We start from the raw sequence: 21,215 nt of genomic DNA, 5'->3' as shown, positions 1-21,215 counted from the left end.
AGCACGCCAGAGGCAAGCGCGACATCCGTGGGCAGGAGTGGCCCGAGGCCACCCCTGCCCTGCCCGCCTCAGCGATCCTGGGCGGTAAAGGTGAAGTTGAGCGTACGCGCGAACACCGACTCGAAGCCGCGGTACGGCAGTGGCTGCGCATTGAGCACCGCGGCCTCGATCGAACGCTTGCCGGCCTCGTCATAGGGGCAGTTCGGGCTGACCTTGGCCTGCATCACCGTGCCGCCCGGAATCTGGGTGATGGTGATCTGGCAACGCTGGCCCAGCGGCACCGTATCCGGGCGCACCCACTGCGACAGCACCTTGGCCTGGATCGCTGCGGCGTACTTGGCTGAAAGATCGTCGCTGTTGCCACCACCACCGGCCGCCGGCTGGGAAGCGCCGCTGGAGCCGGCAGCGGCACTACCTGCGGCATTGCGCGCGGCGGCGACCTCGCGCAGCTTCCGCTCGGCCAGCTTGGCTTCCTTCTCGGCCTGCTCGCGGCGGGCACGGATCTCGGCGATCTTCTTCTGCTTCTCGGCCTCGGCCTTGTCAGCCGCGACGCGCTCCTGCTCGGCCTGCTTCTTCTTCTCGTCCGCTTCCTGCTGCTTGGCCAGGCGCAGCTTCTGCTCCGCTTCTTCCTGGCGCTTGCGTTCGGTCAGGTCGATCTGCTCCTGGCGGCGCTTGGCTTCCTGTTCCTGCTTGGCCTTCTCCTGCGAGATGGCCAGTGCGCTCACCGCTTCCTGGTCCTTGGTGTCCGGCTGCGCAACACGCTCCTGCGCCTGTTGCTGCTGGGGCGTGGGCGCGTCCTGCGGGCGCGGCTCGGGAATCGGCTGCGGCGGCGGAATGGTGTCTTCCGGCACCGGGATCGGCTCGGCGACCGGCGGCGGCAGGTCCTCCAGCTTCTCCGACTGGCGCAGCGCCTGGCGTGCGGCGGACGCCTCGGAGGCGGACAGCGCCAGGCTGGCCTCGACCGAGGGGTCGCCAGCGGCGGCATCGGTGTTGCGCTGGGGCGACCACAGCCAGGCCACGATGAAGACCAGCGCGACCAGCAGGTGCACCAGCAACGCCAGCGCCAGGGGCAGACCCCAGCCGGGTTCGCGCTGATGCGGGGGTGGCAGGGCGTCAGCGTGCATCGGTGGCCAGGCCTACCTTGTCTACCTTGGCGCGCTTGATCACGTCCATCGCGGCAATGACCTTCTCATAGGCCACGGCGCGGTCGGCGGCGACGATCACGCGCACGCCCTTGTCCTGGGCGGCGATGCCGGCCAGGCGGCCTTCCAGTTCCTCGGCCGACACGGCGGCCGGCTCCTTGGCGTCGGGCAGCTTCAGGCTGAGCTGGCCGTCCTGGCGCACCGAGACGATCACCGGGTCCTGCTTGCTCTCCAGCGCCTTGGCGTTGGACTGCGGCAGGTCGACGTCGAAGCTCAGGGTGAGCAGCGGTGCGGTGACCATGAAGATGATCAGCAGCACCAGCATGACGTCGATGTAGGGAACGACGTTGATTTCCGATTTCAGCTTGCGGCGCTTGCGGCGACCGATGGCAGCGGACATGGCTTGGACTCCCGGGTCAGGCGCTTACTCGTCGCCAGCGCTCTGGCGCTGCAGGATGGAGCTGAACTCTTCGGCGAAGGTCTCGAACCGCACCGACATGCGCTCCACGCGGGTGGTGAAGCGGTTGTAGGCCCACACCGCCGGGATCGCCACGAACAGGCCGATGGCGGTGGCGAACAGTGCCTCGGAGATGCCCGGCGCGACGGCGGCGATACCGGCCTGGGCACCGCTGCTGATCATGTCGTGCATGGTCACCATGATGCCGAACACGGTACCGACCAGGCCCACGTACGGGGCAGTCGAGCCGATGTTGGCCAGCAGCTCCAGGTTGCGCTCGAGCTGGTCCACTTCACGGGTGTAGGTGGTGCGCATGGCGCGCTGCGCGCCTTCAAGCTGCGCACGGCCATCCAGCCGGCGCTTGTCGCGCAGGCGGGTGTACTCGCGGAAACCGGCTTCGAAGATGGCTTCCAGGCCGGTCACGCTGCGGCTGCGGTCGGTGGCTGCGCTGTACAGCTTGCCCAGGTCGGCGCCGGACCAGAAGCGGTTCTCGAACTCGTCGGCTTCGCGGGTGGCCTGCTTGAACACGCGGGCCTTGCGGAAAATGATCACCCAGCTGACGAACGAGCCGACCAGCAGCAGCAGCACGATGATCTTCACCGGCAGGCTGGCCTTGGCCATCAGTTCGAGGTAGTTGATGCCGCCGCCGGTGGTGGCCTGGGCAAGGGTCTGTGTCGCGGCGTTACTGACGTCGGCCGGCAGTGCCTCGGTGACCGTGGCCTGCAGGGCCAGGAGCGTTGCGATCATCCGTTGTTCCTCAATGTTCGGATTCGGGGTGGAGGTGGGGTTGCAGCACGGCAAGGACGGCATCGTCCATGCCACGCGGGCGGAAACTGGCCGCTTCCAGTGCGGCGATGCGGACCTGCGCGGACAGCAGCAGCTCGCCGTCGCGCAGGATCTGCTGGTCGAAGACCATGCTGGCCTTCTTCAGCTGGACCAGGCGGGCAGTCACCTGCAGGGTGTCATCCAGCCGTGCCGGCCTGATGAAATCCATCTGCATCGAGCGCACCGCGAAGACCATCCCGTGCTCGGCGCGCATGCGCTCCTGGCCGTAGCCGAGCGCGCGCATCCATTCGGTCCGGGCCCGTTCCATGAAGGCCACGTAGCGGGCGTGGTAGACCACGCCACCTGCGTCGGTATCTTCCCAGTAAATGCGTGTCGGCCAACTGAATCGGGGCTCAACCGACATCGGGAACCTCCGCGAACAGGTCCTGCGGCGGGTTCTTCGGCTTCAGGCCCATGTGCCGGTAAGCCTTGTGGGTGGCCATGCGGCCGCGCGCGGTACGCACCAGGAAGCCCTGCTGGATCAGGTACGGCTCGACCACGTCTTCCAGCGTGCCGCGCTCTTCGGACAGCGCCGCGGCCAGCGATTCGATGCCGACCGGGCCGCCGTCGAAGTAGTCGACCAGGGTCTTGAGCAGGCGCCGGTCGAGCTCGTCGAAGCCCTCCGGATCGACCTTGAGCATCTTCATCGCGGCCTGTGCCACGGCCTCGTCGATGTGGCCGCCGGCCTTCACCTGCGCGTAGTCGCGCACGCGGCGCAGCAGGCGATTGGCGATACGCGGGGTGCCGCGCGCGCGGCGCGCGATCTCGCCGGCGCCATCGGCGGTGCAGTCGATGCCGAGGATGGTGGCCGAACGGCGCACGATCCGGGTCAGCTCTTCGACGCTGTAGAACTCCAGGCGCTGGACGATGCCGAAGCGGTCGCGCAGCGGCGCGGTCAGCAGGCCGGCGCGGGTGGTGGCACCAATCAGGGTGAATGGCGGCAGGTCGATCTTGATCGAACGGGCGGCGGGGCCCTCGCCGATCATGATGTCGATCTGGAAGTCCTCCATCGCCGGGTACAGCACTTCCTCGACCACCGGCGACAGGCGGTGGATCTCGTCCACGAACAGCACGTCGTGCGGCTGCAGGTTGGTCAGCAGTGCAGCGAGGTCGCCGGCCTTCTCGATCACCGGGCCGGAGGTCACCCGCAGGGCCACGCCCAGCTCGTTGGCGATGACGTGGCTGAGCGTGGTCTTGCCCAGGCCGGGCGGCCCGAAGATCAGCACATGGTCGAGCGCGTCGCCACGGGCCTTGGCCGCTTCGATGTAGATCTCCAGCTGCTCGCGCACCGGGGCCTGGCCGAGGTAGTCGGCCAAGCGCCTGGGGCGGATGCTGGCGTCGGCGGCGTCATCCTCGCGGGTGGCGCCGGCGCCGATGATGCGGTCGTCGGTCATGTGCTGATTATGCGGCAAAAGCGTATGGGGTCGGATCCGTTTTCCAGAGGAAAACGGCTCTGACCCCGAACCGGAACACCGGGAACATGGGGTCAGAGCCCTTTTCCTGCGGAAAAGGGATCCGACCCCGCGCGCGTCAGATCTCGACCTGGGCCCCGAGTTCGACCAGGCGGTTGCCCGGAATCCGGAAGAAGCCGGTCGCAGGAGCGGCATTCCGGTGCATCAGCGCGAACAGCTTGTCACGCCAGATCGGCATGCCGCGGTTGGCGGTGGCGACGATGGTCTCGCGGCTGGCGAAGAAGGTAGTGTCCATCGGATCAAAATAGATGCCACCGTGGTCGCACGAGCGCATCAGCGCCAGCGGCACGTCCGGGGTCTCCATGAAGCCGAAGCGCACGTAGACGCGGTAGAACTCGTCACCCACTGATTCGATCTTCAGCCGCTGCCCTTCCATCGCATACGGGATCGGCAGGGTTTCCACGTGCAGGAACACGTTGCGCTCGTGCAGCACCTTGTTGTGCTTGAGGTTGTGCATCAGCGCATGCGGCGCCACGGTCGGGTCGGCGGTGAGGAACACCGCGGTGCCCGGCACGCGCACCGGCGGGGCCAGCATCAGGCCCGGCAGGAAGGTATCGAGGCGGATGCCGTCCTTGCGGATCTCGTCGCGCAGCAGCTCGCGGCCACGGCGCCAGGTGCGCATCATGGTGAACAGGAAGATGCCCAGCACCACCGGGAACCAGGCGCCCTGCAGCAGCTTGGCGCCGTTGGCGATGACGAAGCCGAGGTCGATGATGAAGAACACCACGCACAGCGGCAGCAGCCAGCCACGCGACTTCGGCCACAACGTCCGCGCCACCACGGCCAGCAGCAGGGTGTCGATCAGCATCGTGGCCGACACCGAAATACCGTACGCCACGGCCAAGTTGGACGAACTGCGGAACGCCAGCACCAGCCCGAACACCATCACCGCAATGCCCCAGTTGATGCCCGGGATGTAGATCTGGCCGATGGTGTCGTGCGAGGTGTGCTTGATGCGCATGCGCGGGATGTAGCCCAGCTGCATGGCCTGGCGCGAGACCGAGAATGCGCCGGTGATGACCGACTGCGAGGCGATCACCGCCGCCATGGTGGCCAGGATGATCATCGGGTACAGCGCCCACGACGGCACTGCCTCGAAGAACGGATTCTTCAGGGCCTCGGGGTGGTTGAGCACCAGTGCGCCCTGCCCCAGGTAGTTCAGCACCAGGCACGGCAGCACGAAGAAGTACCAGGCGTGGCGGATCGGGCGCAGCCCGAAGTGGCCCATGTCCGCATACAGCGCTTCGCCGCCGGTCACCGCCAGCACCACTGCACCGAGAATGAAGATGCCGTGCCAGCCGTGCTCCATGAAGAAGCGGATGCCCCACCAGGGGTTGAAGGCCTTCAGCACCTCGGGCGCATCGACGATGTTGTAGATGCCGATTGCCGCCAGCGACACGAACCAGATTGCCATGATCGGGCCGAACGCCTTGCCGATCTTCTCGGTACCGAAGCGTTGCGCGGCGAACACCGCCAGCAGCACCACCAGGGTGACCGGCACGATGAAGACATGAAGTCCGGGCGCGGCCACCTCCAGGCCTTCGACCGCACTGAGCACGGACATGGCCGGGGTGATCACGCCGTCGCCGAAGAACAGCGAGGCGCCGAAGATGCCGAGGATGCCCACCACATAAGCCGAGCGCGAGCCGTTGCGCAGCGTGCGTTGGGTCAACGCCATCAGCGCCATGATGCCGCCTTCGCCATCGTTGTCGGCGCGCATGATGATGGTGACGTACTTCAGGGTCACCACCAGGTTCAGCGCCCAGAACGCCAGCGACAGCACGCCCAGCACGGTGTCGTGGTCGCTGTTGAGCCCGTAGTGTGGCGAGAACGCTTCCTTCAGGGTGTACAGCGGGCTGGTACCGATATCGCCGAACACCACGCCGATCGCACCGATGACCAGCGCCAGTCCTCCAGTGGAGGGGGCGTGGCCATGGCCGCCGGGGGCGGCTGCGTGCGGGGTTTGACTGCTGGACATGGGACTCCTGGCGAAGCTCAGGCGGTAGGCTGGGGGAAAGGGACGCGGTTCAGCGCAGCGCGGACTGCAGCGCCTTGCGGATCACGGTGGCCACTTCGTCGCCTTCATTGAAGGCATCGCGGGCCATGCGGGCCGCTTCGGCCGGCTTGTAGCCCAGCTGCTGCAGGGCCACGGTGGCATCGGACAGCGGATCGGCCGGGGCCGGACCACTGCCGGTGGGCAGCGCGCCGCCGGCACCGAACTGGGCCGCGCGGTCCCGCAGTTCCAGCACCATGCGTTCGGCGGTCTTCTTGCCGATACCCGGGATGCGGGTCAGCGCGGTGATGTCGCCGGCCTGGACCATGCGCGCGAATTCTTCGACGCTGACACCGGACAGCACGGCCAGCGCGATCTTCGCGCCGATGCCGCTGACCTTCTGCACGTCGCGGAACAGGCGCCGCTCGCCCTCGCGCAGGAAGCCGTACAGCGAGACGCTGTCTTCCTTCTGCGAGTAATGGGTGTACAGGGTGACCTCGCGGCCGAGCTCGGGCAGGTCGTAGAAGGTGCTCATCGGCGCCTCCAGTTCGTAGCCCACTCCGTTCACGTCCACCACCAGCCACGGCGGCGCCTTGTAGGCGACGATGCCGCGCAGTCGACCGATCATTGCGTGCAGCTCCTCATTTGCGGCCCCACGCCTGGCGGGCACTGAGCCCCAGGCGGTTGGCCGTCGCCCTTACGTGGGCATGGGTGATCGCCACCGCCAACGCGTCGGCCGCGTCGGCCTGCAGCTTGGTTTTCAGGTTGAGCATGAGCCCGACCATGTGTTGAACCTGTTGCTTTTCGGCGCCACCGCGCCCGACCACCGCGAGCTTGATCTCGCTGGCGGCGTATTCGTGCACCGGCAGGTCGCGCAGCACCACGGCCGAGATCGCCGCGCCGCGGGCCTGGCCCAGCTTCAGCGCCGAATCGGGATTGCGCGCCATGAACACCTTTTCGATGGCCACTTCATTGGGCTGGTACTCGCGGCACAGATCGGCCAGGCCCAGCACCAGCAGTTTCATGCGCTGCGGGAAGTCGTCGGCGCCCAGCAGCACCAGCGGCTGGTGGTGCACGTAACTGACGCGGCCGGCGGCGTCGACATCGATGATGCCGACCCCGGTCCGCTGCGAACCGGGGTCGATGCCGAGGATGCGGGTCATGCCGCGCTCCTGGCGGGGCGGAACGGGGGGCGCTGGCAGGCGTATGGGCTCATGACTGTCCGCGGTGACCGTTCAACGGCCCGCGCCCAGGCCGTCGAGGACGGCTCAGGCGTAGGCGTCGGCGCCGAGTTCGGCGTTGGAATACACGTCCTGCACGTCGTCCAGGTCTTCGAGCATGTCCAGCAGCTTCTTGACCTGCAGGGCGACCTCGCCTTCGACCTTGATGTCGTTGTCGGCGCGGAAGGTGATCTCGGCGTGGTCGGCGACATGCCCGGCGGCGACCATTGCGTCCTTGACTGCATTGAACGCGTCAGGGCTGGTGACCACGTCGATCGAGCCGTCATCGGGGTAGACCACGATGTCGTCGGCGCCGGCCTCGATGGCTGCTTCGGTGATGGCTTCTTCGTCGGCACCCGGGGCAAAGCTGAGCACGCCCAGGCGCTTGAACATGAAGGCCACCGAGCCTTCGGTACCCATGTTGCCGCCGCACTTGCTGAACGCATGGCGGACGTCGGCCACGGTGCGCACGCGGTTGTCGGTCAGGCAGTCGACGATCACGGCCACGCCACCCGGGGCATAGCCCTCGTAGCGGATTTCCTCGTAGTCGACGCCTTCCAGTTCACCGGTGGCCTTCTTGATGGCGCGCTCGATCACGTCCTTGGACATGTTCACGGCCAGGCCCTTGTCCACCGCCACGCGCAGGCGCGGGTTGTTGTTGGGGTCGCCTCCACCGCCGCGCGCGGCAACGCCGATCTCGCGGATGATCTTGGTGAAAATCTTGCCGCGCTTCGCGTCGGACGCGTTCTTGCGGGCTTCGATGGAGGGGCCTCTACCCATGGGTGCTACCGTCTGGCTGCTTCAGGATCAAGGCGCGGATTCTACCTGATCGGGCGCTGCAACCGTGTCTAGGCCCGTATTGTTGTAGCGCCGGGCCAATGCTCGGCTCAATGGGCCCGACGGAATGCAGCCGAGCATGGGCTCGGCGCTACAAGGCGGCCCCGCCTCCCCTGCCCCTATGCCGCCGCCGCGTCGCGGCTGTGGTCGAAGTGGCCGTGGCGCAGGAAATGCGCGGTCTGCCGCGCGGCGTCGGGCGACACCACCAGGCCGCTGTGGCTGGTACGCACCACGCAATGGTCGGCCAGGCCCGGCAGGCGGGTCTCGGCCAGGGCCACGGTGCCGTCGGACGCATCGTCGATCGCGCCCAGCAGGCTGCCCAGCCCGTGCGGCACCGAACCGGCGATCAGGCCAACCTCGGCCTTGCCCTGCCAGTCCGGCAGGCCGTCCAGCAGCAGCTCGCTGCTGCGCCCCAGCGCCAGGCCCCAGCCATGATCGGACAACGAGCGCGCGGTACCACTGCCGCGCAGCGGCGAGCCCAGGCAGACCACGCGCTGCACTGGCAGCTGCGGATCGCGGCGCAGTGCCTCCAGTGCCAGCAGTCCGCCCAGGCTGTGACCGACCAGCGACAACGGCCCGGCGTCGGCCAGACGTTCCAGCAACTGCGGCACTGCCACATCGGGGCCACCGAACACCGAGGGATAGCCGAACGCGTGTACCTGGAAACCACGCGCGCGCAGGCGCCAGGCCAGTGGCCCGACCCAGGCACGGGCATTCCAGATGCCATGCAGCAGCAATACGGGGGGAGTCATGCAAACAGCCTGGCGGTCAGCGGGGCAGGAACGTGAGGTGATTGAACACGCGCGCGCGGCAAGCGGCGGTGAACGTCAGGCCGCGCGCGGCGCGCGGCGCAGGATGAATTCGAGGTCCTGGGTGTCGCCGACAGGGAACAGGTACTCGCCGGCCTTCTCGAAGCCGTAGCGGGCGTAGAAGCGCTGCGCGCCGAAGTTCTCCGACCACACGCCCAGCCACAACGTGCGCGGGCCTTCGCGTTCCAGCCAGGCCAGCGCGGTTTCCAGCAGGCGGCTGCCCCAGCCGCAGCTCTGCTGCGTCTTGACCAGGTACAGGCGCTTGAGTTCGCCGTCACCGGGTTTCACATCCGGATGCGGCAGGCCACAGGGGCCGGCGGCGGCATGGCCGACCGCCTCCCCATCCAGTTCCAGCAGCCACACCGCGTAATCGGGGTGGGACAGGATCACGCGCTGGCGCTCGACCGTGTAGGCCTCCTCGAGGAAGGCCTGCAGGTCCTGCGGCGGGTACAGATGGCCGAAGGTTTCAGTGAACGTGCGTGCGGCCAGCGCCGACAGGGTCGGCGCGTCGTCCACAGTGGCGCGGCGGATCGAATACATGCAGGAAGTTGACGTCAGGGCGAAGCGCTGGTCAAGCCTTTCCAGGCGATTCCGCTTCTTCTTCCTCGTCCTCTTCCTCGTATTCCTCTTCGTCCTCGTCCTCTTCTTCCTCGCCTTCCTCGTCCTCGTCGTACTCTTCTTCCTCTTCGTCGTCCTCGTAGTCCTCGACGCCGAAGTCTTCACCGTCCCAACGGCCTTCGCCGTCGGCGACGAAGGTCAGGGCCATCGCGGCCGGATTGGTACCGACGCGGACCAGCCACCCCCCGAACACGCGTGCACGCTCGGTGACCAGGGTGGCCTCGGAACCTTCATTGCCCAGCTTTTCCCACTCCAGCGAAAACGCAAACTCGGTCATTGCCTGGATCTCCTGATCAGTTGGTCTTGGGGCGAACCTGGATGTGCACTTCGGCCAGCTGCGCGTCGACGATCGGCGACGGCGCGTCGGTCATCAGATCCTGTGCACCGGTGGTCTTCGGGAACGGGATGACGTCGCGGATCGACTCGGTTCCGGCCATCAGCGCGGCGATGCGGTCGATGCCGAAGGCGATGCCACCGTGCGGCGGCGCGCCGTAGTTCAGCGCGTCGAGCAGGAAGCCGAACTTGGCGCGGGCCTCTTCGGCGCCGATGCCCAGCAGCTCGAACACCGCGCTCTGCATGTCCGGACGGTGGATACGGATCGAACCGCCGCCGATTTCATTGCCGTTGAGCACCATGTCGTAACCGCGCGAGACGGCGGTACGGGCATTGGCGCGCAGGTCGGCGATGTCGTCCACGGCCGGCGCGGTGAAGGGGTGATGCAGGGCGACGTAGCGCTGTTCTTCCTCGTCCCACTCGAACATCGGGAAGTCGGTGACCCACAGCGGTGCCCAGCCGTCGGCGACCAGGCCAAAGTCCTTGCCGGCCTTCAGGCGCAGCGCGCCCATGAAGTCGGACACCTTGTTGTAGCCACCGGCACCGAAGAACACGATATCGCCGTTGCCGGCACCGACATGGGCCACCAGCGCGGCGAAGCGCTCTTCGCTGAAGAACTTCTGGATCGGCGAGCTGACTTCGCCGTTGTCGGCGATCTTGATGTAGGCCAGGCCCTTGGCGCCGTACTTGGCGGCATGCGCGGCGTACTCGTCGATCTGCTTGCGGCTCAGCGACGCGCCGCCCGGGATGCGCAGCGCGGCGACGCGGCCTTCGGCATCGTTGGCCGGGCCGGTGAACACCGGGAACTCGCTGTCCTTGACCAGTTCAGCCACGTCGACCAGTTCCAGCGCGATGCGCAGATCCGGCTTGTCCGAACCATAGCGACGCATCGCCTCGGCCCAGGTCATGCGCGGGAAGCTGGCATCCAGCTCGACATCGACCACTTCCTTGAAGATGACGCGGATCATGTCCTCGACGAAGTCCTGCACATCGCGTTCGCGGACGAAGGCGAACTCCATGTCCAGCTGGGTGAATTCCAGCTGGCGGTCGGCACGCAGGGCCTCGTCGCGGAAGCAGCGCGCGATCTGGTAGTAGCGGTCGAACCCGGCCACCATCAGGATCTGCTTGAACAGCTGCGGGCTCTGCGGCAGGGCGTAGAACTCGCCCGGATGCATGCGCGCCGGCACCAGGAAGTCGCGCGCGCCTTCCGGAGTGGCCTTGGTCAGGATCGGGGTCTCGATGTCCTGGAAGCCCTTTTCGTCCAGGTGGCGGCGCAGCGCCTGCACCAGCTTGATGCGGGTGCGCTGCATGCGCTGCATTTCGGGGCGGCGCAGGTCCAGGTAGCGGTACTTCAGGCGGGTTTCCTCGCCCGGGTTCTCGTGGGCGTGGAACGGCAGCGGGGCGGCCTTGTTCAGCACGGTGATGGCGGTGGCGATCACTTCCACCTTGCCGGTGCGCATCTTGTCGTTCACCGCGTGGCGGGCGCGCACGACGCCCTCCACCTGCAGCACGTCCTCATAGCCCAGCGACGCGGCCACGGCGAACACGTCGGCGTTGTCGACCTCCACGGTCACCTGCACGATGCCTTCATGATCGCGGAGATCGATGAAGCAGACGCCGCCCTGGTTACGGGCCACGTCGGTCCAGCCGGCGAGGGTGACAGTCTGGCCAATCAGGGTCTCGTCGACCAGGCCGCAGAAGTGGGTACGCATGGGGGGAAGCTCCGCTGGAGAACGCCGGCACCGGATGGGGGCCGGAAAGCCTCGTATTCTGCGGCCGAGGCCCCGGCCGGGGCAAATCCGGGCAGTCACGCCGGCTTGATCGCCCCGGTCCCTATAGTCGGGCACCTGCCACCGTATGGGATGCCGCCATGAAATCGTTGTCCCTGGCCAGCCTGGCCGTGACCCTGAGCACTCTGGCCGTGCTCGCCCTGCCCTCTGCTCCGGCCGCTGCGCAGGACGGGGTAATCCGCTGCGAAAGCCAGAACAACCGTGAACGTGTCTGCAGCACCGGCTGGCGCAATGCGCAGCTGGTCCGCCAGCTGTCCGGCAGCGCCTGCGACGAGGGCCGCACCTGGGGCAGCCGCAATGGCAGCATCTGGGTCAGCAATGGCTGCCGCGCCGAGTTCGTTGAAGCCCGCGGCGGCTGGGGCGGTGGCAATGGCGGTGGCTGGGGCGGCAACAACGGCCGTCCCGGCGAAACCATCCGCTGCGAGAGCCAGAGCAACCGTGAGCGCAGCTGCCCGGTCGGCTGGCGCAACGCCCGCCTGGTCCGCCAGCTGTCCGGCAGCCCCTGCGATGAAGGCCGCACCTGGGGCGTGCGCAACGGCGCGGTCTGGGTCAGCAACGGCTGCCGCGCCGAGTTCGCCGAGGCCCGCGGCTGGGGCGGCGGCGGTGGCTGGGGCGGCGGCAACAGCAATTATTCGATCACCTGCAGCAGCAACAACAACCGCACGCAGAACTGCGACTGGGATGAGCGCCAGGGCCGGCCGGTGCTGCAGCAGCAGCTGTCCGGCAGTGCCTGCCAGGAAGGCCGCAGCTGGGGCTATGCACGCGGCCAGGTGTGGGTGAGCAACGGCTGCCGCGCACGCTTCAGCGCGCGCTGAGCCCCGGGGTCGGATCCCTGGCCGACGGCCAGGGCTCTGACCCGTGGGTTCATGCAGTGACCGGGTCGGACCCTCCGCAGGAGGGATCCGACCCGAAGATCAGGGTGCTGGCGCCTTCTCGTCGCCCCACGGTGCGGGCGGCAGCTCGACCGGCTTGCTCAGGTCGAACTTCACGCGGAAACGGCGGCCTTCCGGGCGCGTCAGTTCGTAGACGAAAGTCTGGTCGGGGTCGATCTCCATCGCCCAGGTGTTGTGCGTGGAGGCCAGCATGTCGGCACGACGGAACATCGCCACCGAATCGGAGTCGGCTGGGAACCGCTGGCGCTCGGCGGTGCCCGGTGGCGTGCTGTCGCCGCCATAGAGGGTGATCGCGTCGGGGCTACCGTCTTCGTGGCGATGATCGTGTTTCAGGCGCAGGCCGTTTCCGGTGCGGGTCAGCACCCAGGTGCGCGAATGGTCATCCCCCACATGGAAGGGAATCCGCAGTTCATGGGCGGGGTCGGCACAGCCGCGCACATGCATGACCAGGCGCTGGCCGGCGAACGGGTCCTTGCCGGTCGGTGCCGGCGTGTCCTCCACCACCCGGCCCTCATAGGCCTGGCCGCAATGCGCGGCGATGGCAGCCATGAAGGCATCGGCCGGTGCGGTCGCCAGATCATGCGCGACCGTATCGGAACGCTGCGAGCAGGCAGCGAGGCTGAGCAGGAGGGCGGAAGCGGTGACAACGGCAGGCAGTTTCATGCCCCAACCCTAACGGCCATGGCCGACGGGCGCAAACCGCGCGCGGCAACCGGTCAACGTTCGGCGATGTGAGGTTCCGGCCGCGTCTCGGTGGCCGCTACCGGCGCGGACTCGCCCTCGCCCGCCGGCTCCTGCTCCACCGGATCGACGTCGAAGGGTGTGCGGAACACCAGCGACGGCAACAGTGTGGTCAGTGCGGCGTACAGCAGCAGCGCGCCGAACAGCACCGCCGGAATCTGGAAACGCTCGCGCATGATCGCCGCCAGCACCAGGGTGAAGATCAGGGTCGGGGCCAGCGCCAGCGAGACGCGCAGGCTGCTGCGGAAGCTCTCGCCGAACATCACCCGGCGCTGCAGCCAGACCACGCCGATGCGCAGCGGCAGCACCACCAGGGTGATCACGATGCCCAGCCCCAGCGCCTCGAAACTGAGGGCTTCGCTGGGCACCTTGGTGCCGGCATTGAAGAAATAGAATGGCACGAAGAACGAGGCGAACAGGCGCAGCGCGTGCAGGTTCTCGTGCGAGGCCAGCAGCGGCATGCGCTGGTGCAGCAGGCGCGCGACCAGGCCGGCGATGAACGCGCCCACGAGGTAATACACGCCCAGCAGATAGGTGATGTACGCCGCCACCATGCCGACCATCACCAGCAGCGAGAACTCCGAGCCCGGCGCGTGCGGCGCCACCCAGCGGCCCAGCGCGATGAACAGCAGCGGCAGGCCGATCATCATCGCCAGCAGGGCCAGGCTGGACAGCGCCATGTGGCCCGGGTCGCCGGCCTGCAGCACGATGAACAACGCCGCCAGCGCCAGCAGTTCGCCGGCGATGGCCTTGCTGGTGACCCAGAACCTCTCGTCCTCGCTCAGGCCCAGCCGCGACAGCGAATCCATGATGAAGCCGGTGGAGGGCGTCAGCAGCGCCAGCGCCAGCAGCCCAGCGGCCTGCCATGGCAGCCCCGCATAGCGCCAGGCCAGCCAGCCCACGCCGAACAGCGTGCCGGTACGGATCACCAGGTGCGCCAGCAGCGGCCACATGCCACGCCGCAGCGCCTGCAGATCCACTTCCAGGCCCGCGAACAGGAACAGCGAGGAAATGCCCAGCGTGGCCAGCAGGCCGATCACCGCGTCGTGTGCCTGGTCGCCCAGCCAGAGCATGCCGATGATGCCGAACAGCAGGCAGGTCAACGGCGCCGGCAGGCTGAAGCGCTGCAGTGCGCGCGGGATCACCAGCAGCGCGAAGATCAGCAGCAGGTAGATCAACTCATGGCTCATCGGGGTCTTCCGTGGGGTTCGAACGCGCGCAGGATGCGCGTGCCCGACCGATCCGGCAAGCCGTTTCTGGATGACTCCCGGTTACCTCATCCGATCAGGCGATCGGCAATGCGCCCCACCTGTGCCAGCACGCTAGCGCGTTGCTCGTAGCTGATCGCACCTGCCTGCAGATAAGCCGTCAGCACCCACGGTGCGCCGCCGGCCAGTGGCCACAGCACGGCGATGTCGTTGCGCGCGTCTTCACCGTTGCTGCCGGTCTTGTCGCCAACGCGCCAGCGCTTGCCGAGGCCCGCACGCAGGCAGGCATCACCGGTTTCGTTGTCAATCAGCCAGTCGGCCAGCTGCTGCCGCGAAGCCGGTTGCAGCACCTCACCCATCATCACGCGCTGCAGGGTCATGGCCATCGCCGCCGGCGTGGTGGTATCGCGTGGATCGCCCTCGGCAAAGCTGTTCAGCTCCGGCTCCAGCCGGTCACTGCGGCTCACCGCATCACCGCTCGCGCGCAGGAACGCGGTCACTGCGGGCGGGCCACCGACCACGCCGAACAGCAGGTTGGCGGCGGTGTTGTCGCTGGTGATGATCGTGGCACGGCACAGATCGCGCACCGTCATGTCCTTGCCTGCATGGCGGCGGGTGACCGGTGCGTGCGAGAGCAGATCGGCGTCGCGCACCGGCACGCGGGTGTCCAGCAATGCCGGCGTGCGCTCGGCCTGGCTGAGCACGGTGGCCGCCAGCATGCTCTTGAAAGTGCTGCACATCGGGAAGCGCTCGTCCTGGCGATGGCCGAAACGGCGACCGCTGGCAGTGTCCAGCAGGGTCACGCCGAGGCGCCCGGCGCAGGCCTTTTCCAGCGCGGCGAAGTCAGCGGCGGCGGTGAGGGTGGCATCGGTGGGTGCGTTGGCGGTGGTCTTGCCCGCAGCACGTGCCAGCAGCGGCAGGGCAAGCGAGGAAGCCACGGCAGCACCACTGAACTGCAGGAATCGGCGACGGGCGAGCATACGGGTTCTCCTGGGGACCGCTCGATTATTGAAGCCGCTATCGGGGGCGACCAGCGCAAAAAATCAACAGGAGGTATGAAGTGAATTAATGCCTGACGCGTTCAACCCCTTAATTTTCCGAAATCAATCGTTGAAGCGTTAGGATCAGCCATCACTCCAGCTCACGACTGCGCGATGTTGCACCCTACCCTGCCCCTGAACGCGCTGCGCGCCTTCGAGGCCGCCGCCCGCCACCAGAACTTCACCCGTGCCGCGCTGGAGCTGTGTGTCAGCCAGGCCGCGCTGAGCCATCAGATCCGTGGGCTGGAGGACCGACTTGGCATCCGCCTGTTCCATCGCCTCCCACGCGGCGTGGCGCTCACCGACGAGGGCGCCGCGCTGTATCCGGTGCTCAACGAGTCGTTTGAACGCATCTCCGCCAGCATTGCGCGCTACACCGGCGGGCCGGCCCGGGAAGTACTGACGCTGGGCGTGGTCGGCACCTTCGCCACCGGCTGGCTGCTGCCACGGCTGGCGGCGTTCGAGGCGGCGCACCCGGACATCGAGCTGCGCCTGCAGACCCACAACAACCGCATCGACCTGGCCGGCGAAGGGCTGGACCTGGCGATCCGCTTCGGTGATGGCGACTGGCAGGGACAGGCCTGCACGGCGATCCTGGATGCCCCGTTCGCGCCGCTGTGCGCACCGGCATTGGCGCGGCGGCTGAAGCAACCGCGCGACCTCGCCACACTGCCGTTGTTGCGTTCCTACCGCAGCGACGAATGGCCGCGCTGGTTGCAGGCGGCCGGGGTGAGCGGCGTGGAAGCCCGCGGGCCGGTGTTCGATTCCTCACTGACGGTGGCGATGGCCGCCGCCGGGGGCGCCGGTGTGGCCTTGCTGCCCTTGCGCATGTTCGAGCAGGAACTGGCCGAAGGCCGCCTGCTGCAGCCCTTCGGCACCACCTTGGAGCTGGGCCGCTACTGGCTGACGCGGCTGCGCTCGCGCGCCGAGCGCGAACCAGCCAAGCGCTTCCGCGAGTGGCTGCAGGCGCAGGGCACGTAACAAAAAAGGGGACGGAGGGGATTAAGTCGTTTGTGGCACAAACGACTTAATCCCCTCCGTCCCCTTTTTTGCGTGATCAGGACTCCAGCAGCTCCATCCACGCCGCTTCGGCTTTCTCCAGCTGCGCGGCGGTGGTTTCGCGGTCGCGGCCGATCACCGCCATGCGGGTGGCATCGGCATAGTTGGCCGGGTCGGCCAGCTGGCGGTCGAGCTCGGCCAGCGCGCTCTCCAGTTCGGCCACCTTGGCCTCGGCAGCCGCCAGCTTGTGTGGGTTCACCGGCTTCTTCTGCACCACCTGCGCCACCGGTGCGGTCTTGACCACCACCGGCTCTTCCACCTGCTCCATGCGCGCCTTGGTGCCCTGCGCCTGCGGGCGGGTGCGCAGCCACGCGGCGTACGCGTCCAGGTCGCCATCGAACGGTTCGACCACACCATCGGCCACGCGCCAATAGGTATCGCAGACCAGGCCGATGAGGTGGCGGTCATGCGAGACCATCACGATCGCGCCTTCGAAGGTGGCCAGCGCTTCGGCCAGTGCTTCGCGCATTTCCAAGTCAAGGTGGTTGGTCGGTTCGTCCAGCAGCAGCACGTTCGGCTGCTGCCAGGCGATCAGCGCCAGCGCCAGGCGCGCGCGCTCGCCACCGGAGAACCCATCGACCGGCTCGAATGCACGGTCGCCCGGGAAGTTCCACTTGCCGAGGAAATCGCGGAACGACTGGTTCGGTGCGTCCGGGGCGATCTCGCGGAAGTGCTCCATCGGCGACTGGCCTTCGTGCAGCGACTCCACCGTGTGCTGGGCGAAGTAGCCAATCTTCAGGTCCGGATGCGCCATGCGCTCGCCAACGATCGGCGCCAGCTCGCCCACCAGGGTCTTCACCAAGGTGGTCTTGCCCGCACCGTTCGGGCCGAGCAGGCCGATGCGCTGTCCCGCTTCCAGGCCGAAGCCGACGTTGTGCAGGATCACCGCGTCCTTGCCGTAGCCGGCCTCGACGTGGTTCAGGCGGATCAGCGAGAACGGCAGCTTCGCCGGCGGCGCGAACTCGATGCGGAACTCACGCTCGGCGCGCACCGCTTCGGTGCCGGCCAGCTTGGCCAGGCGCTTCATGCGGCTCTGCGCCTGCGCGGCCTTGCTGGCCTGCGCCTTGAAGCGGTCGATGAAGCTCTGCAGGTGGGCGCGCTCGGCCTGTTCCTTCTCGTGCGCGATCTGCTGCTGGCGCAGCTGTTCGGCGCGCTGGCGCTCGAAATCGGTGTAGCCGCCCGGGTAGAGCTTGGCGCCGCCGCCATGCAGGTGCAGGGTGTGGGTGGCCACGTTGTCGAGGAACTCGCGGTCATGCGAGATCAGCAGCAGGGTGCCGGGGTACTTCAGCAGCCACTGTTCCAGCCAGTACACCGCGTCCAGATCCAGGTGGTTGGTCGGTTCGTCGAGCAGCAGCAGGTCGCTGGGCATCATCAGCGCGCGGGCCAGATTCAGGCGCACGCGCCAGCCGCCGGAGAACGAGGACACCGCACGGTGGTGCGTCTCGGCAGGGAAGCCGAGGCCGTGCAGCAGCTTGCCGGCACGCGCTTCGGCGTCGTAGGCCCCCATCTCGGCCATCTTGGTGTGCGCGTTGGCCACCGCCTCCCAGTCTTCGCGCGCGGTCGCCTCGGCCTCTTCGGCCAGCACCGCGGCCACCTCGGTATCGCCGCCCAGCACGAAGCTCAGCGCCGGATCCGGCAGCGACGGGGTTTCCTGGGCCACGCTGGCGATGCGCACCTTGCCGGGCAGGTCGACGTCACCCTTGTCGGCCTCCAGCTCGCCCTTCACCGCCGCGAACAGGCTGGACTTGCCAGCACCGTTGCGGCCGACCACACCTACCCGGTAACCGGCGTGCAGGGTCAGGTCGACATTGGACAACAGCAGCCGCTCGCCGCGGCGCAAGGCGAAATTACGAAGGGAGATCATCGGGGGAGGGGTCCATATAACCGGATGGAATGTGCTGGTGAGCACTGTTCCTGCGACGCAATTCTAGCGTTAACGAATACTTGACGCGTCCCGGGATGCGCAGTGGCCGACGTTCCTCTCTCCCACGTCCCCGCCGCGCGCGTCCCGGGGTCCCTTCCTGCCAGCGCTGATCCGGGCTAAATGGTTGCTGCTGCAACGTTTTTTCTGACGCCTGGCATTTGACAGGCACTGAATATCCCGTTAATTGCTGTATTGCGCACCGCAACAACCGCCGTCCGCCTCACGCTCGTGATGTCGATTCCGGTGCCGCCCCCGCCAACCGGAGCCCATCCCGATGACCCGCAAGACCCGCCTGATCGCCGCCGCCGTCGCTGTCGCACTCGGTGGCTCTCCGTTCGTCGCCGCTGCACAGCAGGCCGGCACCGCCGCCAACACCCTGGACACGGTGATCGTCACCGGCACCCGCGTGGCCGACCGCACGGTCGCCGAATCGCAGTCGCCGATCGACATCATCACCCCCGAAGTGCTGCAGTCCACCGGTACCAGTGAACTGGCCACCGCACTGTCGCGCGCCCTGCCCTCGCTGAACTTCCCGCGCCCGGCGCTGACCGACGGCACCAGCGGCGTGCGCCCGGCGCAGCTGCGCGGCCTGTCGCCGGACCAGGTGCTGGTGCTGGTCAACGGCAAGCGCCGCCACACCTCGGCGATGATCAACGTCAACGGCAGCATCGGCCGTGGTTCGTCGGCGGTGGACATCAACGCGATCCCGATCGCCGCCATCGAGCGCGTGGAAGTGCTGCGCGACGGTGCCTCGGCGCAGTACGGCTCGGACGCCATCGCCGGCGTCATCAACATCGTGCTCAAGGGCAGCGGCCGTGGCGGCAGCCTGGCGGTGGACTACGGCCAGTACTCGGCTGGTGACGGCAACAAGTACCAGCTTTCCGGCGATACCGGCGTCGAGTTCGGCAACGGCCGTGGCCGCGTGCATGTGGCCGGCCAGATCAGCCAGCAGGACGAGAGCAACCGCGCCGGCCCGTACCGCGGTACCACCCCGAATACCGGCAACTTCCCCAGCATCGGCCAGAAGACCTTCATCGTCGGCGACCCGCGCGTGGATGCCACCGCTGCGTCGGCCAACGCCAGCTTCGATTTCAGCGACCACGCGACCGGCTACGCCAGCGCGCTGCTCAGCAACCGCGACATCACCTCGTTCGCGTTCTACCGCTCGCGCAACCACAACGGGCAGAGCGCGCTGCTGGCGCAGACCTATCCGGACGGCTTCGTGCCGGAGATCAACCAGTACTCCAAGGACCGCTCGCTGGTGGCCGGGGTCAAGGGCAACACCGACAACGGCTGGACCTGGGACCTGAGCCTGAATCACGGCGAGAACACCCTGGACTTCCACACCCGCAACAGCATCAACTACAGCCTCGGCGCAACCAGCCCGCGCTCGTTCTACGACGGCACGCTGAAGTACCAGCAGGACATCTTCAATGCCGACCTGACCAAGTCGCTGGACTGGGGCCTGGCCTACCCGGTCACGCTGTCCTTCGGTGGTGAGTACCGCAAGGAGAAGTGGGACCAGAACCCGGGCGAACTGAACTCGTACACCGGCAGCGGCGCGCAGGGCTTCGCGGGCTTCACCCCGACCAATGAAGTGCATGCCGACCGCCACAACTACGCGGTCTACGCCGGCCTGGAAGCGGACCTGACCGAGAAGTTCTCGGCCGGCATCACCGGCCGCTACGAAGACTATTCGGACTTCGGCGACCGCTTCTCGGGCAAGCTGTCGGCGCGCTACGCGTTCACCGACAAGGTGGCGCTGCGGGCCACCGCCTCCAGTGGTTTCCGTGCGCCCTCGCTGGCGCAGCAGGGCTACCAGGCGGTCACCAGCCAGTTCCTCAATGGCGTATTCGTCGAGCGTGGCACCTTCCCGACCACCAGCCCGGCCGCGCAGGCGCTGGGCGCCTCGCCGCTGAAGGCCGAAACTTCCACCTCCTACAGCCTGGGCCTGGTGCTGCAGCCGGTCGACCGCCTGTATATCACCGTCGACGCTTACCAGATCGACATCGATGACCGCATCGCATTGTCGTCCAGCATCACCACCAACGCGGCCACCAGCGCGCTGCTGGGCACCCTGGGCCTGCCGCAGGTGACCGCGTTCTCCTACTTCACCAACGGCCTGGATACGCGCACCCGTGGCGTCGACTTCGTGTCCAGCTACACGGTGCCGTTCAACGCCAGCAGCCTGGAGCTGACCGCGGCATACAGCTACAACGACACCGAAGTGCGCCGCGTTGGCGGCACCCCGCCGGTGTTCGGCACGCTGGGCCTGACCCAGTCGCTGATCGGTCGCGATGAAATTGGCCGCATCGAGGACAGCTACCCGCGCGACAAGGCGATCCTGAGCGGCACCTGGCGCTCGGACCACTGGGAACTGGGCCTGGCCGCCACCCGCTACGGCAAATTCACCGTGCGCAACTCGGCCACCGCGCTGCGTGACCAGACCTACGGCGACGCCTGGGTGGTGGATGCCTCGGCCAGCTACAAGCCCAGCAGCAACTGGACCCTGACCGTGGGTGCCGACAACCTGCTGGACAAGTACCCGGACCGCACCGAGGACCTGCAGAACTCCACCTTCGGCATGCTGCCGTACAGCAACTACTCGCCGTTCGGCTTCAACGGCGCGTATGTGTACGGGCGGATCAAGTACACCTGGTAAGGGGTAGTGCCGGCCGCTGGCCGGCATACCCGGGCCGCGTCTGGAGGAGCGCCCCTTCTTGTTGAAGGGGCGCGCCGATGGCGGGGGTAGAGGAGAAATGCGTGGACAAACCCGCCGGCCACGGCACGTGGACGGCGGGTTTGCCGTATCTGGCCGCTTCGGTGAAAATCGGGGTATCCCCCTGCTTTCTGC

At 67.5% G+C, this 21,215-nt stretch carries 20 protein-coding genes; 3 read left to right on the top strand and 17 right to left on the bottom strand.

The window, feature by feature from the left end; translation table 11 throughout:
• Window positions 1–68 precede the first annotated feature (68 nt).
• The 13 genes from tolA to aspS all read right to left on the bottom strand — a co-directional run bounded on the left by tolA (window position 69) and on the right by aspS (window position 11,418).
• On the bottom strand, window positions 69–1,124 hold the full coding sequence (gene tolA / locus J3A72_RS07775; protein WP_014648159.1) for a cell envelope integrity protein TolA: 1,056 nt from the start codon (window positions 1,122–1,124) through the stop codon (window positions 69–71).
• Window positions 1,114–1,542: a protein TolR gene (tolR, locus tag J3A72_RS07770; protein ID WP_006438804.1), complete on the bottom strand. Its 429-nt coding sequence runs from the start codon at window positions 1,540–1,542 to the stop codon at window positions 1,114–1,116. The genes tolA and tolR overlap by 11 nt, the downstream gene beginning before the upstream one ends.
• Window positions 1,543–1,566: 24 nt before the next feature.
• Window positions 1,567–2,346: a protein TolQ gene (gene tolQ, locus J3A72_RS07765; protein WP_005410752.1), complete on the bottom strand. Its 780-nt coding sequence runs from the start codon at window positions 2,344–2,346 to the stop codon at window positions 1,567–1,569.
• 10 nt (window positions 2,347–2,356) lie between these two features.
• Window positions 2,357–2,788 (bottom strand): tol-pal system-associated acyl-CoA thioesterase, encoded by a 432-nt coding sequence (gene ybgC / locus J3A72_RS07760; protein WP_014648160.1) that lies wholly within the window; start codon window positions 2,786–2,788, stop codon window positions 2,357–2,359.
• The gene (ruvB, locus tag J3A72_RS07755) at window positions 2,778–3,818 is read right to left on the bottom strand and encodes a Holliday junction branch migration DNA helicase RuvB (RefSeq protein ID WP_014648161.1); all 1,041 of its coding nucleotides are present in this window, start codon (window positions 3,816–3,818) and stop codon (window positions 2,778–2,780) included. The genes ybgC and ruvB overlap by 11 nt, the downstream gene beginning before the upstream one ends.
• A 136-nt stretch (window positions 3,819–3,954) precedes the next feature.
• Window positions 3,955–5,874 carry a potassium transporter Kup gene (locus J3A72_RS07750; RefSeq protein ID WP_075075726.1) on the bottom strand — a complete coding sequence of 640 codons (1,920 nt, stop codon included), beginning with the start codon at window positions 5,872–5,874 and terminating at the stop codon, window positions 3,955–3,957.
• 49 nt (window positions 5,875–5,923) lie between these two features.
• Window positions 5,924–6,517 carry a Holliday junction branch migration protein RuvA gene (gene ruvA, locus J3A72_RS07745; RefSeq protein WP_014648163.1) on the bottom strand — a complete coding sequence of 198 codons (594 nt, stop codon included), beginning with the start codon at window positions 6,515–6,517 and terminating at the stop codon, window positions 5,924–5,926.
• 13 nt (window positions 6,518–6,530) lie between these two features.
• Entirely contained in the window at window positions 6,531–7,052 is a 522-nt protein-coding gene (gene ruvC / locus J3A72_RS07740; RefSeq protein ID WP_014648164.1) for a crossover junction endodeoxyribonuclease RuvC, read from the bottom strand.
• A gap of 105 nt (window positions 7,053–7,157) precedes the next feature.
• A complete protein-coding gene (locus tag J3A72_RS07735) occupies window positions 7,158–7,889 on the bottom strand; it encodes a YebC/PmpR family DNA-binding transcriptional regulator (protein WP_014648165.1) in 732 nt (243 codons plus the stop codon).
• A gap of 176 nt (window positions 7,890–8,065) precedes the next feature.
• Window positions 8,066–8,698 (bottom strand): alpha/beta fold hydrolase, encoded by a 633-nt coding sequence (locus J3A72_RS07730; RefSeq protein WP_032958946.1) that lies wholly within the window; start codon window positions 8,696–8,698, stop codon window positions 8,066–8,068.
• 75 nt (window positions 8,699–8,773) lie between these two features.
• Window positions 8,774–9,295, bottom strand: a complete 522-nt coding sequence (locus tag J3A72_RS07725) for a GNAT family N-acetyltransferase (protein WP_075075725.1) — start codon at window positions 9,293–9,295, stop codon at window positions 8,774–8,776.
• Between the two features lie 31 nt (window positions 9,296–9,326).
• Window positions 9,327–9,650 (bottom strand): hypothetical protein, encoded by a 324-nt coding sequence (locus J3A72_RS07720; RefSeq protein WP_014648168.1) that lies wholly within the window; start codon window positions 9,648–9,650, stop codon window positions 9,327–9,329.
• A gap of 16 nt (window positions 9,651–9,666) precedes the next feature.
• Window positions 9,667–11,418, bottom strand: a complete 1,752-nt coding sequence (aspS, locus tag J3A72_RS07715) for an aspartate--tRNA ligase (protein WP_075075724.1) — start codon at window positions 11,416–11,418, stop codon at window positions 9,667–9,669.
• A 158-nt stretch (window positions 11,419–11,576) separates the two neighbouring features.
• Between aspS and J3A72_RS07710 the strand changes: the two genes are divergently transcribed.
• Complete coding sequence (locus tag J3A72_RS07710) at window positions 11,577–12,311, top strand: DUF3011 domain-containing protein (protein WP_032958942.1); 735 nt, start codon at window positions 11,577–11,579, stop codon at window positions 12,309–12,311.
• A 99-nt stretch (window positions 12,312–12,410) separates the two neighbouring features.
• Here J3A72_RS07710 and J3A72_RS07705 read toward each other — a convergent pair whose 3' ends face one another.
• The 3 genes from J3A72_RS07705 to blaL2 form a co-directional block, all read right to left on the bottom strand.
• Window positions 12,411–13,052, bottom strand: a complete 642-nt coding sequence (locus J3A72_RS07705) for a hypothetical protein (RefSeq protein WP_049406173.1) — start codon at window positions 13,050–13,052, stop codon at window positions 12,411–12,413.
• A 53-nt stretch (window positions 13,053–13,105) separates the two neighbouring features.
• Entirely contained in the window at window positions 13,106–14,320 is a 1,215-nt protein-coding gene (locus tag J3A72_RS07700; protein ID WP_032958940.1) for a cation:proton antiporter, read from the bottom strand.
• Between the two features lie 86 nt (window positions 14,321–14,406).
• A complete protein-coding gene (gene blaL2, locus J3A72_RS07695; RefSeq protein WP_075075723.1) occupies window positions 14,407–15,318 on the bottom strand; it encodes a L2 family extended-spectrum class A beta-lactamase in 912 nt (303 codons plus the stop codon).
• A gap of 174 nt (window positions 15,319–15,492) precedes the next feature.
• On the opposite strand from blaL2, the gene ampR reads away from it, so the two are divergent.
• Entirely contained in the window at window positions 15,493–16,359 is an 867-nt protein-coding gene (gene ampR, locus J3A72_RS07690) for a LysR family transcriptional regulator AmpR (protein ID WP_053461166.1), read from the top strand.
• Between the two features lie 76 nt (window positions 16,360–16,435).
• Here ampR and J3A72_RS07685 read toward each other — a convergent pair whose 3' ends face one another.
• Window positions 16,436–18,301, bottom strand: a complete 1,866-nt coding sequence (locus tag J3A72_RS07685; protein ID WP_032958937.1) for an ABC-F family ATP-binding cassette domain-containing protein — start codon at window positions 18,299–18,301, stop codon at window positions 16,436–16,438.
• Between the two features lie 334 nt (window positions 18,302–18,635).
• Between J3A72_RS07685 and J3A72_RS07680 the strand changes: the two genes are divergently transcribed.
• A complete protein-coding gene (locus J3A72_RS07680; RefSeq protein ID WP_075075722.1) occupies window positions 18,636–21,023 on the top strand; it encodes a TonB-dependent receptor in 2,388 nt (795 codons plus the stop codon).
• Window positions 21,024–21,215: the final 192 nt, after the last annotated feature.

This window comes from Stenotrophomonas sp. PvP093 (assembly GCF_017876915.1).
In the GTDB taxonomy this organism is placed as follows: domain Bacteria; phylum Pseudomonadota; class Gammaproteobacteria; order Xanthomonadales; family Xanthomonadaceae; genus Stenotrophomonas; species Stenotrophomonas muris.
The sequence above is the reverse complement of the archived record's forward strand: the minus strand, read 5'-3'. Positions and strand labels throughout refer to the sequence as shown.

Excerpts from the sequence above, each read along its gene's own strand:
- tolA (WP_014648159.1), bottom strand. The coding sequence starts at position 1,124 with ATGCACGCTGACGCCCTGCCACCCCCGCATCAGCGCGAACCCGGCTGG.
- tolR (WP_006438804.1), bottom strand. The coding sequence starts at position 1,542 with ATGTCCGCTGCCATCGGTCGCCGCAAGCGCCGCAAGCTGAAATCGGAA.
- tolQ (WP_005410752.1), bottom strand. The coding sequence starts at position 2,346 with ATGATCGCAACGCTCCTGGCCCTGCAGGCCACGGTCACCGAGGCACTG.
- ybgC (WP_014648160.1), bottom strand. The coding sequence starts at position 2,788 with ATGTCGGTTGAGCCCCGATTCAGTTGGCCGACACGCATTTACTGGGAA.
- ruvB (WP_014648161.1), bottom strand. The coding sequence starts at position 3,818 with ATGACCGACGACCGCATCATCGGCGCCGGCGCCACCCGCGAGGATGAC.
- J3A72_RS07750 (WP_075075726.1), bottom strand. The coding sequence starts at position 5,874 with ATGTCCAGCAGTCAAACCCCGCACGCAGCCGCCCCCGGCGGCCATGGC.
- ruvA (WP_014648163.1), bottom strand. The coding sequence starts at position 6,517 with ATGATCGGTCGACTGCGCGGCATCGTCGCCTACAAGGCGCCGCCGTGG.
- ruvC (WP_014648164.1), bottom strand. The coding sequence starts at position 7,052 with ATGACCCGCATCCTCGGCATCGACCCCGGTTCGCAGCGGACCGGGGTC.
- J3A72_RS07735 (WP_014648165.1), bottom strand. The coding sequence starts at position 7,889 with ATGGGTAGAGGCCCCTCCATCGAAGCCCGCAAGAACGCGTCCGACGCG.
- J3A72_RS07730 (WP_032958946.1), bottom strand. The coding sequence starts at position 8,698 with ATGACTCCCCCCGTATTGCTGCTGCATGGCATCTGGAATGCCCGTGCC.
- J3A72_RS07725 (WP_075075725.1), bottom strand. The coding sequence starts at position 9,295 with ATGTATTCGATCCGCCGCGCCACTGTGGACGACGCGCCGACCCTGTCG.
- J3A72_RS07720 (WP_014648168.1), bottom strand. The coding sequence starts at position 9,650 with ATGACCGAGTTTGCGTTTTCGCTGGAGTGGGAAAAGCTGGGCAATGAA.
- aspS (WP_075075724.1), bottom strand. The coding sequence starts at position 11,418 with ATGCGTACCCACTTCTGCGGCCTGGTCGACGAGACCCTGATTGGCCAG.
- J3A72_RS07710 (WP_032958942.1), top strand. The coding sequence starts at position 11,577 with ATGAAATCGTTGTCCCTGGCCAGCCTGGCCGTGACCCTGAGCACTCTG.
- J3A72_RS07705 (WP_049406173.1), bottom strand. The coding sequence starts at position 13,052 with ATGAAACTGCCTGCCGTTGTCACCGCTTCCGCCCTCCTGCTCAGCCTC.
- J3A72_RS07700 (WP_032958940.1), bottom strand. The coding sequence starts at position 14,320 with ATGAGCCATGAGTTGATCTACCTGCTGCTGATCTTCGCGCTGCTGGTG.
- blaL2 (WP_075075723.1), bottom strand. The coding sequence starts at position 15,318 with ATGCTCGCCCGTCGCCGATTCCTGCAGTTCAGTGGTGCTGCCGTGGCT.
- ampR (WP_053461166.1), top strand. The coding sequence starts at position 15,493 with ATGTTGCACCCTACCCTGCCCCTGAACGCGCTGCGCGCCTTCGAGGCC.
- J3A72_RS07685 (WP_032958937.1), bottom strand. The coding sequence starts at position 18,301 with ATGATCTCCCTTCGTAATTTCGCCTTGCGCCGCGGCGAGCGGCTGCTG.
- J3A72_RS07680 (WP_075075722.1), top strand. The coding sequence starts at position 18,636 with ATGACCCGCAAGACCCGCCTGATCGCCGCCGCCGTCGCTGTCGCACTC.